The organism is Paractinoplanes ferrugineus, assembly GCF_016862195.1.
GTDB lineage: Bacteria > Actinomycetota > Actinomycetes > Mycobacteriales > Micromonosporaceae > Actinoplanes > Actinoplanes ferrugineus.
This window is the reverse complement of sequence record NZ_BOMM01000016.1, coordinates 160,720-175,008: the sequence shown is the minus strand read 5'-3', so window position 1 is coordinate 175,008 and position 14,289 is coordinate 160,720. Positions and strand designations below refer to the sequence as shown.

Annotated in this window: 16 protein-coding genes; 8 read left to right on the top strand and 8 right to left on the bottom strand. The window is 72.0% G+C overall.

Annotated elements, in window-relative coordinates:
- Positions 1-38: 38 nt before the first annotated feature.
- The gene (locus Afe05nite_RS11570) at positions 39-800 is read left to right on the top strand and encodes an SDR family NAD(P)-dependent oxidoreductase (protein ID WP_203817019.1); all 762 of its coding nucleotides are present in this window, start codon (positions 39-41) and stop codon (positions 798-800) included.
- Here Afe05nite_RS11570 and Afe05nite_RS11565 read toward each other — a convergent pair.
- Entirely contained in the window at positions 771-983 is a 213-nt protein-coding gene (locus tag Afe05nite_RS11565; RefSeq protein ID WP_203817018.1) for a hypothetical protein, read from the bottom strand. The genes Afe05nite_RS11570 and Afe05nite_RS11565 overlap by 30 nt on opposite strands.
- Positions 984-1,003: 20 nt before the next feature.
- On the opposite strand from Afe05nite_RS11565, the gene Afe05nite_RS11560 reads away from it, so the two are divergent.
- Positions 1,004-1,258, top strand: a complete 255-nt coding sequence (locus tag Afe05nite_RS11560; RefSeq protein WP_203817017.1) for a hypothetical protein — start codon at positions 1,004-1,006, stop codon at positions 1,256-1,258.
- Here the strand turns inward: Afe05nite_RS11560 and Afe05nite_RS11555 are convergent.
- Positions 1,245-2,006, bottom strand: coding sequence for a hypothetical protein (locus tag Afe05nite_RS11555; protein WP_203817016.1), 762 nt, complete (start codon positions 2,004-2,006; stop codon positions 1,245-1,247). The genes Afe05nite_RS11560 and Afe05nite_RS11555 overlap by 14 nt on opposite strands.
- 300 nt (positions 2,007-2,306) lie before the next feature.
- On the opposite strand from Afe05nite_RS11555, the gene Afe05nite_RS11550 reads away from it, so the two are divergent.
- Entirely contained in the window at positions 2,307-3,545 is a 1,239-nt protein-coding gene (locus tag Afe05nite_RS11550) for an MFS transporter (RefSeq protein WP_239117769.1), read from the top strand.
- Positions 3,546-3,579: 34 nt separating this feature from the next.
- Positions 3,580-4,023 carry a TIGR03618 family F420-dependent PPOX class oxidoreductase gene (locus tag Afe05nite_RS11545; protein ID WP_203817015.1) on the top strand — a complete coding sequence of 148 codons (444 nt, stop codon included), beginning with the start codon at positions 3,580-3,582 and terminating at the stop codon, positions 4,021-4,023.
- Here the strand turns inward: Afe05nite_RS11545 and Afe05nite_RS11540 are convergent.
- On the bottom strand, positions 4,020-4,238 hold the full coding sequence (locus tag Afe05nite_RS11540; RefSeq protein WP_203817014.1) for a hypothetical protein: 219 nt from the start codon (positions 4,236-4,238) through the stop codon (positions 4,020-4,022). The two genes, Afe05nite_RS11545 and Afe05nite_RS11540, sit on opposite strands and share 4 nt — an antisense overlap.
- Positions 4,239-4,447: 209 nt before the next feature.
- Between Afe05nite_RS11540 and Afe05nite_RS11535 the strand changes: the two genes are divergently transcribed.
- Complete coding sequence (locus Afe05nite_RS11535; RefSeq protein ID WP_203817013.1) at positions 4,448-6,028, top strand: methyl-accepting chemotaxis protein; 1,581 nt, start codon at positions 4,448-4,450, stop codon at positions 6,026-6,028.
- Between the two features lie 64 nt (positions 6,029-6,092).
- On the opposite strand, the gene Afe05nite_RS11530 is transcribed toward Afe05nite_RS11535, so the two are convergent.
- Positions 6,093-7,382 carry a hemolysin family protein gene (locus Afe05nite_RS11530; protein WP_203817012.1) on the bottom strand — a complete coding sequence of 430 codons (1,290 nt, stop codon included), beginning with the start codon at positions 7,380-7,382 and terminating at the stop codon, positions 6,093-6,095.
- A 231-nt stretch (positions 7,383-7,613) separates the two neighbouring features.
- On the opposite strand from Afe05nite_RS11530, the gene Afe05nite_RS11525 reads away from it, so the two are divergent.
- Positions 7,614-8,132: a hypothetical protein gene (locus Afe05nite_RS11525; RefSeq protein WP_203817011.1), complete on the top strand. Its 519-nt coding sequence runs from the start codon at positions 7,614-7,616 to the stop codon at positions 8,130-8,132.
- A 330-nt stretch (positions 8,133-8,462) separates the two neighbouring features.
- Here Afe05nite_RS11525 and Afe05nite_RS11520 read toward each other — a convergent pair whose 3' ends face one another.
- The 3 genes from Afe05nite_RS11520 to Afe05nite_RS11510 all read right to left on the bottom strand — a co-directional run bounded on the left by Afe05nite_RS11520 (position 8,463) and on the right by Afe05nite_RS11510 (position 11,702).
- Positions 8,463-9,734: a lactate racemase domain-containing protein gene (locus Afe05nite_RS11520; protein ID WP_203817010.1), complete on the bottom strand. Its 1,272-nt coding sequence runs from the start codon at positions 9,732-9,734 to the stop codon at positions 8,463-8,465.
- A 76-nt stretch (positions 9,735-9,810) separates the two neighbouring features.
- Entirely contained in the window at positions 9,811-10,878 is a 1,068-nt protein-coding gene (locus Afe05nite_RS11515; protein ID WP_239117733.1) for a Gfo/Idh/MocA family protein, read from the bottom strand.
- Positions 10,875-11,702, bottom strand: a complete 828-nt coding sequence (locus tag Afe05nite_RS11510; protein WP_203817009.1) for a sugar phosphate isomerase/epimerase family protein — start codon at positions 11,700-11,702, stop codon at positions 10,875-10,877. The genes Afe05nite_RS11515 and Afe05nite_RS11510 overlap by 4 nt, the downstream gene beginning before the upstream one ends.
- Positions 11,703-11,789: 87 nt before the next feature.
- Here Afe05nite_RS11510 and Afe05nite_RS11505 point away from each other — a divergent pair, with 87 nt between their 5' ends.
- A complete protein-coding gene (locus tag Afe05nite_RS11505) occupies positions 11,790-12,740 on the top strand; it encodes a GlxA family transcriptional regulator (RefSeq protein ID WP_239117732.1) in 951 nt (316 codons plus the stop codon).
- Between the two features lie 102 nt (positions 12,741-12,842).
- The gene (gene gap, locus Afe05nite_RS11500; RefSeq protein ID WP_203817008.1) at positions 12,843-13,835 is read left to right on the top strand and encodes a type I glyceraldehyde-3-phosphate dehydrogenase; all 993 of its coding nucleotides are present in this window, start codon (positions 12,843-12,845) and stop codon (positions 13,833-13,835) included.
- On the opposite strand, the gene Afe05nite_RS11495 is transcribed toward gap, so the two are convergent.
- A complete protein-coding gene (locus tag Afe05nite_RS11495; protein WP_203817007.1) occupies positions 13,828-14,289 on the bottom strand; it encodes a winged helix-turn-helix transcriptional regulator in 462 nt (153 codons plus the stop codon). The two genes, gap and Afe05nite_RS11495, sit on opposite strands and share 8 nt — an antisense overlap.

The window sequence follows — 14,289 nt, the reverse complement described above, 5'->3', positions numbered from 1 at the left end:
ACCTGGTTGGCCGGCGCCGCCCTGAGCAGGATTTTCCTATGACATTGCAGCTTGCGGACAAGGTCGCCTTCGTCAGCGGGGCGGGCCGGGGGATCGGGGCCGCGTCGGCTCGGCTGTTCGCCCGCCAGGGTGCTCGGGTGATGCTGGCCGCGCGCACCGAGGATCAGCTCGAGGCGGTCACCGAACAGATCCGGGCGGCCGGTGGCGAGGCCGGCTACGTGGTCTGCGATCTCGGTGATCCGGACAGCGTGCGGGCCGCCGTCGACCGGACGGTGCGGCGGTTCGGGCGGCTCGACGTGGCGTTCAACAACGGCGGCACCAACACCCCGCCCGCCCCCGTCGACCAGGTCACCCGGGCCGACTTCGACCTGCTCTACGAGGTGAATCTGCGGGGGGTGTGGGCGGCGATGGCGGCCGAGGTGGCGGCGATCCGGGCGACCGCCGGCTCGGGGGCGATCGTCAACAACTCCAGCGTCGGGAGCCTGACCGGCAACCCGGTGCTGCCGGCCTACGGGGCGATGAAGCGGGCGGTCAACAGCCTCACCGAGTCGGCCGCCATCACGTACGGGCCGGAGAACATCCGGGTCAACGCCGTCGCGCCGGGCAATACCCGGACCGAAATGATCGAGGAGTGGGCCGCCGCCTCGCCCGGACTGGTGCAGCGCCTGATCGCGGCGACGCCGCTCGGGCGGCAGGCCGAGCCGGCGGAGATCGCCGAGGCCGCCCTGTGGTTGCTGAGCGAGCGCGCGTCGTTCGTCAACGGGGTCGTCCTACGCGTGGACGGGGGTGCCCGAGCCTGACCCGGCGTCGACGGCGGCGGGTCGCCGGCCCGGCACGAAGAACGCCGCGACCAGCGCCGGCAGCGTCAGCACCACCGCCCACCGGAACGCGTGGTCGAAGGCCGTCGCCGGGGCGGCGGCGTGCGTGACCAGCCCGCGCTGGAGCACCACGGCCAGGATCGCGGTGCCGAACGAGCCGCCCACCTGCTGCGATCGGGGTCGCGGTGCTCTTCTCGACGCTGCCCGGCTTCCTGGCCGAGATCCTGCACAACGCCGTGGCCAGGGGCGAGCTGACCCACGCCGATCTGCCCGACCGGGTCGTCAACCTGCCCCTGGACCTGCTCCGCTACGAGGCCCTGCGCAGCGCGCGGGCGTGGTCGTCGATCGACGAGGTGGACACCGAGAAGCTGTTCGCCGAGATCCTCGACGACGTCTTCCTGCCCCTGATCAAGGCGCTGGCCGGGGCTAGACCGGGATGAGGCGGGCGGCGAAGGCCACCGTGCGGACGTCGCCCCGGCGCAGCAGGGCGGCGGCCGGGTGCTCGCCCAGCGACTCGAGGCGCGACGCGGTCGTCTCGACCAGAGTCGGCTCGGCGGCGAACAGGCGCTTGGCCATCCGGGCCTGGGTCGGGGTCAGGCCGGCGAAGGCGCACTGCTTGAGGGCGGCGATGGTGTCGCCGCACAGGGTGCCGGCCAGCACCCGCTCGGTGACGATCTCCCGCAGCCAGGCCGGCCACCAGTTGTAGCGGCCGAGCTTCTCGCCCGCCCGCACCGCGACGGCGGGCGGGTTGCCACCGGTGAGCAGGCGCAGGGCCAGGTCGGCCCCGAAGGAGTCCAGGCGCAGCGCCGACACGAACGCCTTGAGCAGCGGCGCGGTGCCGGTGATCGGCGCGATCGTGACCGCGGCGAGGGCATATTCGCCCTGCATGACGTGGCACAGCGCGGACACCTCGGTGGTGCCGGCATCGTTGCCCAGCGCGCGTTCGTCGAGCCGCGCGACCGTGGCCGCCAGTCGCACCGTGGCCAGGGCGGCCGCCTCGGCCGCGGCCGGGCTCGCCGGCCGGTTGAGGTGCCGGAGCAGGGTGTCGGCGGCGGTCTGGGCCTCGCGGCGCAGCAGCAGCGACGGGATCCGCGGGATGATCACGTCGGCGAGGGCCTCGGCCACCGACGCGGCGTCGAACCGCTCGCAGTTCTGCTCGAACTCGTTCCACCACGAAACCGTGCGCACGCATCCCCCTCGATCGTCGCGGGCCGTTTCCCCTCGGCCACGATGATTGAATCGGCCCGCCGGCGCATCGACTGAGTGCAACTTTTGCCGACCGCTGGGGCACCTTCCGGGCAACCGAGCGGACATTACTTTGAGTAGTGGATCTATAACCGCTTGTCGATCTCCGGCTCGGCTAAAACGCTTACGGAGCCACCCGATCGAGTGAAATCTGCCAACCTGTCTAACCACGGTTGAGTGACGGGGCGTTACACCGAATTCTCGACAGACATTCGTCACCCCCGAGGAGGTTCGGTGACCGTGATGTCCCCTGCCCGGATGTTCGGGCCGCTGACCGGTTTGCTACTCGCCCAGGGAAGCGCCCTCACCGCCAACCGGATTCTGCTGGTCACCCTGCCCTGGCTGGTCCTCACCTCGACCGGCAGCCCCACCCAGACCGGCCTTATCGCCACCTGCCAGGTCGTACCGTTCGTCATCGTGCAGGCGCTGAGCGGGCCGCTGCTCGACCGGGTCAGCGCCCGCCACGTCAGCGCCGCCGGCGACTTCGTGTCGGCGATCGCGGTCGCCGCCCTCGCCATGTCCGGCACCCCGCCGTTGTGGCTGGTGGCCGCGATCGCGATGGTGGTCGGGGCGGCCGACGGCCCGGCCAACGCGGCCAAGGCCGTCCTCGTCCCGGCCGCCACCCGCGCCGCCGGCCAGCCGCTGGAACGCGGCACCGGCATCACCACCGCCGTCGAGCGGGCCGCCACCGCCGCCGGACCGGCCCTCGGCGGCCTGCTCATCGCCACCCAGGGCGTGCACGGCGCGCTGCGGCTGGCCGCCGTCCTGTTCGCGCTGGCGTCGCTCACCGGCCTCGGCATCACCGCGCACCGCCGCCGGCAGATCGCCGACGGCGGCTATGTCAAGCAGCTGCGCGAGGGCGCCGCCTTCCTGCATTCCGACACCTCGCTGCGAGCCATCGTCGCGATGATCGTCGCCAGCAACTTCATCGACCAGGCGTTCCTGACGGTGCTGCTGCCGGTGTGGGCCCGCGACCACGGCCTCGGGGCGGAACTGGTCGGCCTGGCGATCAGCGCGTTCGCCACCGCGTCGGTCGGCACCGCGCTGCTGGCGGCGTGGATCGGCAACAAGCTGCCGCGCCGGCACACCTACCTCATCGGGTTCACCATCAGCGGCGTCTCCCGCCTGGTCGTCCTGGCCTGCGGGGCGCCCGCGCCGGTGGTGCTCGCCGTCTTCGCCGTCGCCGGCCTCGGCTCCGGCCTGGTCAACCCCATCATCAGCGCCTTGACGTACGAACGTGTCCCGGTCGCCCTGCACGGCCGGGTGAACACGCTGATCACCGCCTGGGCCTGGTCCGGCATCCCGTTCGGGGGCCTGGCCGGGGCCGCGATGCTGTCCGCGGCCGGCCTGACCACGTCGCTGTGGTGCTGCAGCTTCGCCTACCTGGTGGCGGTGCTGCGCCCCGGCTGGCGGGTCCAGTGGCACCGCCCGCCCGACCGCTCCCGGGCCGCCCCGGCGCCACTGGAGACGGCCTCGGTCTAGCCGAGCCGGCCGGGCACGCCGGTAGGCTGCGGGGGTGAGTACAGCGACGCTCGACCGGTTCGCCGAACTGGCGGCCAAGGAGCAGGGCCTGGTCGTCGTCTCGACCCTGCGCGCGGACGACACGATCCAGGCATCCCTGGTCAACGCGGGGGTGCTGGCCGACCCGTACACCAGCGATCGTCTTCTGGGGTTCGTGACCTACGGCCGGGTGAAGCTGGCCAACCTGCGAGCGCGTCCGCAGGTGACGGTCGCGGTGCGCTCCGGCTGGGAGTGGGCGGCGATCGAGGGCACCGCCCGGCTGATCGGGCCGGACGATCCGGCCGACGGCTTCGACGCCGAGCGCCTGCGCCTGCTGCTGCGCGAGGTCTTCACCGCGGCCGGCGGGTCCCACGACGACTGGGACGAGTACGACCGGGTCATGGTCGAGCAGCGACGCACGGTGGTCCTGCTCGACGCGACCCGGATCTACAGCAACTAGCCGCGCAACCGGCCGGCTCGCACCGCGGTCTGGCGCGGGCCGATGACCCGGCCGTCCTCGCTCACCTCGGTGCCGTGCACGTCGATCCAGATCTGGCCCTCGTGCGTGCGCGGCCGGGACCAGTCGACCTGATCGACGATCATGTGGAGCGGGCCGACGCCGAACTGGTAGTCGGACTCGGCGAAGACCCACACGTTCCGCAGTGGCTCGTCCACGTCCGGATCCTCCTTGTCGAGATGCCTGATGCATCCCTCCGTCATGCTCGCACACGCGCATATGCACGTGCATCCGCACTCGCGTCCAATTTGTTCCGGCCGTTCGGTCGACGCGGTGCGCAACTGCCTTGATTCGATGCTGTTCTAGACAGGTCCCGATTTCTCACCATCGGCCGCACGCTGGGCCGATGGGTGAGCGAGGGCGGCGAATGCTCGCCGACCGACGGGTCGGCACCAAGATCATGGCTGCGGTCGGGATCGTGGCGCTGTTCGGGATCGGCAACGGGCTGTACGCGCTGAACCGGCTGTCCGCGACCAACGCGCAGGTCGGCATCGGCTTCCAGATGAACCAGGAGCTCAACACCGTCGGCAACCTGCGGGCCGCGGTCAACCGCACCTGGCTCGCCATGGACGCCTACCTGCTCGCCGACGACGCGGCCGGCCGCACCACCGCCCAGTCGTCGATCACCACCGCCGAAGGCCAGGTCGCCGGATACGCAACGGCCTACCAGCAGTTCCCGATCGGAACCGAGGCCGAAGCGGCCCTCACCTCGTTCCGGACAAGCTGGACCCAGTACGCCGACCTGACGGCAAGCAAGTTGCTCCCCATCGCGGCGGCGGGCCGGCGGGCCGAGCTGACGACGCTCCGCGACGGCGACCTGGCCACCGTCATGAAAGCGCTCCGGGCCGACCTGACCAGCCTCGCCGACCTCACCGTGCAGGCCGGTGCGGCCGAGAAGGCCACCGCCGAATCCCGTTACCAATCCACCAAGTGGTGGGTCATCGCGCTGCTCGTCCTCGGCGCCGTGCTCGGCCTGGCACTGGCGGCCGGCACCGCCCGCCTGATCGTCCGGCCGCTGTCGCGGTGCGTCACCGCGCTCGGCCGCATCGCCCAGGGTGACCTGACCGCGCGGGTGCAAGTGGACAGCGCCGACGAGGTCGGCGTCATGTCGGCGACACTCAACGAGACCGCCGCCGCGATGGCCGGCATGGTCGGCCGGATCAACACCAGCTCGACCCTGCTGGCCTCGGCGTCCGAGGAGCTGTCGGCCGTGTCACTGGAACTCTCGGCCTCCGCCGAGGAAACCTCGGCCCAGGTCAGCACGGTGTCCGAAGCGGCCGGTCAGGTGTCGCGCAGCGTCGGCACGGTCGCGGCCGGCGCCGACGAGATGGGCATCTCGATCCGGGAGATCTCCGACAACGCCAACGAGGCGGCCGGCGTCGCGGCCGGCGCCGCCCGGGCGGCCGAGACGACGAACGCCAGCGTCGGCCGGCTCGGCGAGGCCTCGGCCCAGATCGGCTCGGTGGTCGCCCTGATCACCGCGATCGCCGAGCAGACCAACCTGCTGGCCCTGAACGCCACCATCGAGGCGGCCCGAGCCGGTGACGCCGGCAAGGGCTTCGCGGTGGTCGCCTCCGAGGTCAAGGACCTCGCCCAGGAGACCGCGCGGGCCACCCAGCAGATCACCGAACAGGTGTCCGCCATCCAGGGCGAGAGCAGCGCCGCGGTGATCGCGATCCACGAGATCAGCGAAGTGATCGCCACGATCAACGACTACACCACCACGATCGCCGCCGCCGTCGAGGAGCAGACCGCCACCACCGCCGAGATCTCCCGCAGCGTCATGCTGGCCGCCGACGGCTCGGCCAGCATCGCCGACACCATCGCCGGCGTCGCCGACGCCTCCCGCCAGGTCACCGAGGGCGCCACCGAAACCCAGCAGACCGCCGCCGAACTGGCCGGCACCGCCGCCGAACTGCAGGCCACCGTAGCCGTCTACCAGGTCTGAACCGCCTTTGTCGCCGGCCCGACGCGCCGGCTCGGGGGTGGGGCCTTTTCCGTGACCGGGCGGGTCACCCGTCGGTGGCGTCCGGGTCGGGGGGTGTGGTGGGACGCAGGCGGATCTGGGTGATGGCCCGGCCGGTCACTTCGGTCACTTCGGCGCTGTGGCTGTCGACGGCGACGACCTCGCCGGGTTCGGTGGGGATGTGGCCGAGGCGGGCCAGCAACAGGCCGGCCACGGTGGTCCAATCGCCGGTCAGGCTCTCGTTGTCGACGCCGATGTCGGGCAGGTCGTGGACCGGGAAGGTGCCGGGCAGCAGCATGGCACCGTCGGGCTCGTGGATCACCGACTGGACGTCGCGGTCGGTCTCGTCGTAGATCTCGCCGACCACCTCTTCGACCAGGTCCTCCATGGTCACGATGCCGGCGATGGCGCCCCGCTCGTCGACGACCAGGGCCAGCTGGCGGCGCTGGGTCCGCATCTGGCGCATCGCGTCGGCGACCTTCAGGCTGTCGGGCAGGAACAGCGGGGGCAGCATGTGGCCGCGGGTCGGGCCGTCGGCGCCGATCAGGTCGCGCAGGTGCACGATGCCCAGCACGTCGTCCAGGCCCATCCGGCCGACCACCGGGGCCCGCGAGTGGCTGCCTTCGACCAGGATGGACAGGGCCTCGTGGGCGGGCAGGTCGGCGCCGACCACGATCACGTCGCGGCGGGGGACGAGGATCTCGCGGAGCACCCGGTCGGCGATCTCGAACGCACCGCTGATGATGGTTCGCTGCTCGGGGCTGAACTCCTGCTGCTGGGTCACCAGGTCGCGGATCTCCTCGGTCGTCACCTCCTCGCGGGCGGCGTTCGGGTCACCGCCGAAAAGGCGTACGACAAGATCTGTTGCCTTGCCCAGAAGCCAGACCACCGGGCGGGAGAGAGTCGCCAGCATGTCCAGCGGCCGGGCCACGAGCATCGCCCAGCCCTCGGCGCGTTGCATCGCGATGCGTTTCGGCGCGAGCTCGCCGACCACCAGGGTGAAGAACGTCAGCACGATGGTGACCAGCACGATCGAGGCCGGCTCGGCGGCGGTGCCGAGGAAGCCGAGCGGTTTCACCAGGGGCCGGGCCAGGGACACGGCGGCAGCCGCCGACGCCAGGAAGCCGGCCATGGTGATGCCGATCTGGATGGTGGCGAGGAACCGGTTCGGGTCGCGGGCCAGCCGGGCCAGGGTGCGGCCGGTGCGCGAGCGTTGCTCGAGACGTTGCAACTGGCTGTCCCGCAGCGAGATGAGCGCCATCTCGCTGCCGGCGAAGGCCGCGTTGGCGAGCACCAGAACCACGACCAGGACGATCTGCCACCCGTAGCCACTCACCCCGCAGAACCTACCCAGCGAAGCGGAAAACCACTCTCCGGCGCGCAAGGTGTGCGCGGCCGGCCGGCGGAACGACTGACCGGCCTGACCCGGCCCGACTTTCCGGGCGGACTCGCGGCGGCCCGGACCGCGCCGGGTCGCCGGCCCCGGCCTGAGCGGGCGCGCACCGTACCCGGGTCAAGATCGTTTGGCAGGGGGGAACAGAACAGCGACTATCCCGGGGGCTGGAAGATGTATTCGCGCTGCCTTGCCATGCTCGTCGCCGCCGGAGTGGTGCTGACCGCCGCCCCGGCCGCCGCGGCGGTGAAGTACGACCCCGTCGCGCAGACCGGCACGGTGGCCGGGGCCGACGTGCGCAAGGCGTTCGGCTGGACGAGCGCGACCCTCGCCGAGCGGGCCGGCGGGCTGGCCTTCAGTCAGGACTTCTGGACCGCCGACAACTATGCGGTGGCCTGCGGCGAGCGCCGGCTCCGGGTGGTGCATCACCACGATTTCGGCCGGTTCGAGCTGACCGCCGGGGTGGCCCGGGACGGTTACGGCGGCCTCAGCTTCCGGATCACCGGCGCCTACGCCGGCATCTCCGGCACGTCGGTGCCGCCGGCGCCGGGCCAGCCGTGCCCGGCGGATCAGACCATCAAGATCGATGAGGTACGGCTGGTCTCCTCGGTCAAGGGCTGGACCCTGACCGCCACCTCCGGCGACGCCCGCCGCGACCTGCTCGGCGGAAGGTCCCGCGCTCCGCACCGCTGAACCGGCCGATCAGCACCCTCTGGGACAGTCGACCGCGACGATGCCTTCCAGCACCTGCGAGCCCCGTCTGCGATCGCACCGGCTGGGCGGTGCGGGAGGCGCCGGAAGAAGTCCTTCGGTCCGGTGTGTCCAGCTTCGGGGGTCGAAACCGTTGTCGGTTCGTTGTCACTTCAAAGCGCGCGGCCGGCGCTCGGCAATGTCAACTCCGAATTGATGATGACGAATTCAACTTCTGTGTCACGGGTCGGTTCCTGACCTGGGCCGTGCGCCGATGTTCGCGTCGACGGGCGGCCGCCGGTTCCGCCCGTACGACTGGTGGTGACCGGTCGGTCAGCGCAGCCGGAAGAGCACCTCGCCGGCTCGTGGCACCACCAGGGTGTCCGGGTCGGCGGCGAAGTCGGCCGGATCGACAGTGGCCGGATCCCGGTAGCCCAGGTTGACCGCGCGGCACACGTCCTCGGGGATGCCGGTGGCGAGCGTGACGTCGACCCGCAGCCGTTCGGCCCCGGTGGCCGCGTCGTACGTGCCGGCCCCGCGCAGGTGGGTGGAGTGCGCCAGGACGCCCCAGTGGATGCCGGCGAACCGGTCCCACTGCTGCACGAAGTAGTCGCGGCAGTGGTAGCCGATCTCGTGGATCTGCGGGTGGCTGGTGGCTATCTCGGTGATGTGCGGGGCGTAGAGGATCACCTCGCCCCCGTCGGCGACGACCGGCTCGACCTTGTAGAAGCCCTTCGCGCCGGTCCAGATCTCGTCGTACATCGCCGGGATCAGCGACAGGACCCGGCGGACCGGCCGGTCGAGGTAGGTGACGTGGGTGGCCGCGCTGATCTCGGCGGCGCTCGCCCACGACTCGATGCAGTCACCGAACGAGATGGAGTGCAGGGCCGGGCTCTTGTCGCTGTCCGGGGCGGCCCCCTCGGTCTCCGCGGTGACCACCGAGAACGCGTACTTCTCGGCCGGGATCAGCGCCGCCCCGTCGTTGATCAGCGCCCGCACGGGGGTGAGGCCGGTGGTGCCGATGATCTCCGCCGAGGTGATCAACGCGCCCAGCCAGTGCGACACGTCGATGATCTTCTGGCCGCCGACGCCGGGGAAGAAGTACTTGTTGCCGCCCGACATGCCGACCACCTCGTGCGGCAGCACCGGGCCCACCACCAGCGCGATGTCGTGCTCGGCGACCGCCCGGTTGAGCAGCACCTCGACGTCGCCGCTCATCCGCCCGTCGGAGAGTTCCTCGATCCGCGCGGCCGGGATGGTGCCGAGGTCGGCGAACGTCTCCGGTTTCCACCACTCGTGGTTGAGCACCTCGGTCCCGGGATAGCCGCCGGGCGGGATACCGAGGTGGCGGATCAGGGCCTCGTCGGACATGGCGCCGTGGGTGCCGAGGGCGATCAGGATGGTCAGCCGTGACACCCGGCCGTGCAGCGCCCGGTGCACCGCCCGGATCAGCAGCGGCAACGGACAGGTGCGGGTGCCGTCGGGGACGAGCACGCAGACGCTGCGGCCGTCGGCCGCCAGGGTGCTGAGCTGGGTGACGACGAACTCGGTCACCTCGTCCTCGGTGAGGACCCGGTCGGGGCCACCGGCGCGGGCTGCGGTCATGGGTCGATCCTGCCAGCGGGGGCGGCCGGTGCCCACCCGAACGCCTCGGCCGCGAGCGCGGGCCCGCGGGTCCGGTTCAGTCCAGCACCACCGGCCGGCCGGTGCGGGCCGACTCGTAGGCGCCGGTGATGACCGCGATCGCCGGCCGGTTCGTCTCCAGGCCCACCCGGAGGTCCTCGGTGCCGGCCAGGGCGCCGAGGAAGTTCAGGTACTGCCGGCGGTGCGCGCCGGAGAGCCGCCCCGGGTCGCGGCTCGCGGTGCCGGCCGCCGCGGAGCCGGCCGGGGTGGGGTCGGCCGCAGTGGGGGCGGCCGCAGTGGGGTCGGCCGGGGTGGCGTGGAAGTACGCCAGCTCGTCGTTGTCGATGACCGCCGAGCCGCGGTCGCCGTGCACCTGCAGCCGCGCGCTCAGACCCGGATAGGCCGCGGTGGTGGCGTGCAGGACGGCGAGCGCGCCGGAGGCGAACCGCACCAGGCCGACCGCCACGTCCTCGACCTCGATGCGCTCGTGGGCGAGGGTGCCGGTGTAGGCGAACACCTCCACCGGCCGGCCGAGCGCGGCGATCAGCAGGTCGACGGTGTGCACTCCCTGGTTCATCAGCGCGCCGCCGCCGTCGAGCGCCCAGGTGCCGCGCCAGTCGCCCGAGTCGTAGTAGCTCTGCCCCCGCCACCAGTCGATCGACGCGATGCCGGAGGTGAGCCGTCCGAACTCGCCGCGCTCGATCGCGGCCAGGACCCGCTCGGTCGCCGGGTCGAAGCGGTGCTGCGAGATGACCGTGACGAGCTTGCCGGCCGCCTGCCGCGCCCGGATGATCTCGTCGGTGCGGGCCACGTCGATCTCGGCCGGCTTCTCGAGAACGACGTGCTTGCCGGCGCGCAGCGCCTCGATCGCCGGCGCCCCGTGCCGCCCGGTCGGCGTGCAGATCGCCACCACGTCGATCGGCCGCGCCGCGAACGCCTCGGCCATCGACCGGTACGCGGTTCCGCCCCGGGCGGCGGCCAGGGCCCGGGCTCTGGCGAGGTCCACGTCGACGACCGCGACCAGCTCGGCCCGGTCGGTGAGCTGACTCAGCACCGTGGCGTGGTGCTCGCCGATGACCCCGGCGCCCACGACGGCGAAGGTCGGCCGCAAGTCGCGGTCGTTCACGCGTACTCGATCCCCTCGGTCCGGAGCAAGCCGGTGAAGGCCTGCCAGGCGGTGCGGAACAGTTCCGGTCCGGAGAAACCACCGGTGGGGTGGCCCGAGGCGAGATGCGGCTCGAGCGAGAAGAAGCCGTCGAAACCGTCCTGCCGCAGCGCCCGGATCGTCTCGGCGACCTCGCCGTCGCCCTGCCCGGCCGGCACCACCGTGCCGTCGGCCAGATGCGCGTCCTTGATCTGGACGTACTCGATGTGCGGGCGCAGTTGGGCGTAGCCCTCGGTGAACGGCCGCACGCCGACCTGCACGAAGTTCGCCGGGTCCCACGCCAGTCGCAGGGCGGGCGAACCGACCGAGCGCACCAGATCCAGGCATCGGGCCGGGATGTCGCCGTAGATCCCCTTCTCGTTCTCGTGCAGCAGGGTCCGGCCGGCCTCCTCGGCCACCCGCGCCAGCGCCCGCATCCGGTCGAGGACCTCGGCCCGGTGGGCCGCCGGATCGTCGCCGGGCGGCAGGAAGAACGAGAAGATCCGGATGTACGGGGCGTCGAGCAGGTGTGCCACCTCGGCGGCGTGCCGCATGCGCTCGAGGTGGGGCGCGAAGTCCGCGGCGATGGCGATCTTCCCGATCGGCGACCCGATCGAGGACACCTTCAGTCCGTACCCGGAAAGCGTCTTTCGCATCGTCGCGAGTTGCCCGGGGGAGAGGTCGAGGATGTTGACGTCCCAGGCGCTGCGGATCTCGAGATAGCCGAGGCCGAGGCCGGTGGCCACCTCGCACTGCTCGGTGAGGTCCGGCGAGATCTCGTCGGCGAAGCCGGAGAGTGTCCACATCGGGCGTCGCCTCCATCGATAGTTATTGATCGATGTTGGCCCGATCCGGCCCACGGCGCAACCGGTCCGCTGATTACGCTGGGCCGCGTGGACCGACTGAACCGCGCCGCCGTGCTGGTGCTGGAGGGGGCGAAACCCCTCGACGTCGGCATCCCGGCCCAGGTGTTCACGACCAGGGCGAGCATGCCGTACGAGGTCCGGGTGTGCGGCCCGGCACCCGGCCTCGTCACCGGCGGCGACGGCCTGTCCTATCACGTCGCCGACGGCCTCGACGCGCTCACCTGGGCCGACATCGTCTTCATCCCCGGCTACCGGTTTCCCGACCGGGAGGACCCGCCCCGCGAGGTCGTCGCCGCGCTGATCGCCGCGCACGACCGGGGTGCCCGCCTCGCCGCGATCTCCACGGGCGCGTTCGCCCTCGCCGCCACCGGCCTGCTCGACGGCAAGCGGGCCACCACGCACTGGCATTACACCCGCCGGCTGGCGGCCAAACACCCGGGGATCAGGGTCGACGAGAACGTGCTGTTCGTCGACGAGGGCCGCGTGCTCACCTCGGCCGGCGCAGCCTCCGGGATCGACCTGTGCCTGCACATCCTGCGCGGCGACATCGGCGTGGGCGGCGCCAACCACGCCGCCCGCCGGCTGGTCGCCGCCCCCTACCGGGCCGGCGGCCAGGCCCAGTACGTTCCGCGCAGCGTGCCCGAGCCGCTCGGCCGACGCTTCGCGGCCACCCGCGACTGGGCCCTGCACCGCCTCGGCAAGCCGCTGACGCTCGACGCGCTGGCCCGGCACGCGCGGGTGTCGCCGCGGACGTTCTCCCGCCGCTTCGCCGAGGACACCGGCTACACCCCGATGGAGTGGGTGCTGCGGGCCCGCATCGACATGGCCCGCGAGCTGCTCGAACTCTCCGGGCTGGGGGTCGAGCGGATCGCCGCCGACGTCGGGCTGGGCACGGGTGCCAACCTGCGGCTGCACTTCCGGCGCGTCCTCGGGACCACGCCGAGTGAATACCGCCGTACCTTCGCCCGGGACCGTTGATCCGCAGATCGTCCGGCCGGGCATGAGGGCCTGGCGAGATCCTTGCGAACCATGGCGTGCGCGCCGCTGTCCGGTTCGTACCACACCGGCAACGCTGGGCACATGACACGCATCGCCATCAACGGATTCGGCCGCATCGGGCGCAACGTGCTTCGCGCCCTGCTCGAACGGGACAGCAAGCTGGAGATCGTAGCCGTCAACGATCTCACCGAACCCGCCGCCCTGGCGCGCCTGCTCGCCTTCGACTCGACAGCGGGCCGGCTCGGCCGCCCGGTCACCGTCGAGGGGACCGATCTGGTGGTCGACGGCCGCCGCATCAAGGTGCTCGCCGAGCGCGATCCGGCCGCCCTGCCGTGGGCGCGGCTGGAGATCGACGTGGTGCTGGAGGTGACCGGCCGCTTCACCGCGGCCGAGGCGGCCCGCGCCCACCTCGACGCGGGCGCGCGGAAGGTCCTGGTCGGGGCCCCGTCCGACGGCGCGGACGTGACGCTCGCGCCCGGCGTCAACAACGCCGCCTACGACCCGCAGAACCACAAGATCATTTCAAATGCCTCGTGTACGACGAACGCCCTGGCCCCGCTGGCGGCCGTCCTCGACGAGCTCGCCGGCATCGAACACGGCTTCATGACCACGGTGCACGCGTACACCCAGGAGCAGAACCTGCAGGACGGCCCGCACCGCGACGCCCGCCGGGCCCGCGCCGCCGGGGTGAACATCGTCCCCACCACGACCGGCGCGGCCAAGGCGATCGGCAAGGTCCTGCCCCGCCTCGACGGCAAGCTCTCCGGCGACTCGATCCGGGTGCCGATCCCGGTCGGCTCGATAGTCGAGCTCAACACCGTGGTCAGCCGCGACGTCACCCGCGACGAGGTGCTGACCGCCTATCGGGTGGCCGCCGACGGCCCGCTCGCCGGCATCCTCGAATACTCCGAGGACGCGCTGGTCTCCTCCGACATCGTCGGCAACCCGGCATCGTCGATCTTCGACTCGGCCCTGACCCGCGTGGACGGCCGGCACATCAAGGTCGTCGCCTGGTACGACAACGAGTGGGGCTTCTCCAACCGGGTGATCGACACCCTCGAACTGATCAGCTGACCGGCCGGGCGTCCTGCCGCCGCCTGGCCCAGCCGGCCACCTGAGCCGTGACCCCGGGCGGCGGCGGGCGCTCCCCGCAGCGCTCGCAGGCGGCCTCGACCACCACCTCGCCACCGCAGCCGGCGTGCTCGTAGGTCACCGGCGGCCCGTCCGGGGCGGCCCAGCGGTCACCCCACGCGGTCAGGGCCAAGATGATCGGCTGCAGCTCCCGGCCCTTGGCGGTGAGCGCGTAGACCGGCCCGGGGCGCTGCTCGAAGAGCCCCGCCTCGACGAACTCGGTGAGGCGCTTGGTCAGGATGTTCGGCGCGATGCCGAGGCTGCGCTGGAACTCGGTGAAGCGGGTCATCCCGGCGAACATCGCGTTGCGGACGATCAGCAGGCTCCACCGCTCACCGACGATCTCGAGCGTGCGGGCCGCCGAGCACACCTGCGTTTCGTAGAGCTTCCCGAGCAT

What these genes read in the sequence shown, in the direction of transcription:
- Afe05nite_RS11570 (WP_203817019.1), top strand. Translation starts at nt 39, where the DNA reads ATGACATTGCAGCTTGCGGACAAGGTCGCCTTCGTCAGCGGGGCGGGC.
- Afe05nite_RS11495 (WP_203817007.1), bottom strand. Translation starts at nt 14,289, where the DNA reads ATGCTCGGGAAGCTCTACGAAACGCAGGTGTGCTCGGCGGCCCGCACG.
- Afe05nite_RS11535 (WP_203817013.1), top strand. Translation starts at nt 4,448, where the DNA reads ATGCTCGCCGACCGACGGGTCGGCACCAAGATCATGGCTGCGGTCGGG.
- Afe05nite_RS11550 (WP_239117769.1), top strand. Translation starts at nt 2,307, where the DNA reads ATGTCCCCTGCCCGGATGTTCGGGCCGCTGACCGGTTTGCTACTCGCC.
- Afe05nite_RS11525 (WP_203817011.1), top strand. Translation starts at nt 7,614, where the DNA reads ATGTATTCGCGCTGCCTTGCCATGCTCGTCGCCGCCGGAGTGGTGCTG.
- Afe05nite_RS11510 (WP_203817009.1), bottom strand. Translation starts at nt 11,702, where the DNA reads ATGTGGACACTCTCCGGCTTCGCCGACGAGATCTCGCCGGACCTCACC.
- Afe05nite_RS11520 (WP_203817010.1), bottom strand. Translation starts at nt 9,734, where the DNA reads ATGACCGCAGCCCGCGCCGGTGGCCCCGACCGGGTCCTCACCGAGGAC.
- gap (WP_203817008.1), top strand. Translation starts at nt 12,843, where the DNA reads ATGACACGCATCGCCATCAACGGATTCGGCCGCATCGGGCGCAACGTG.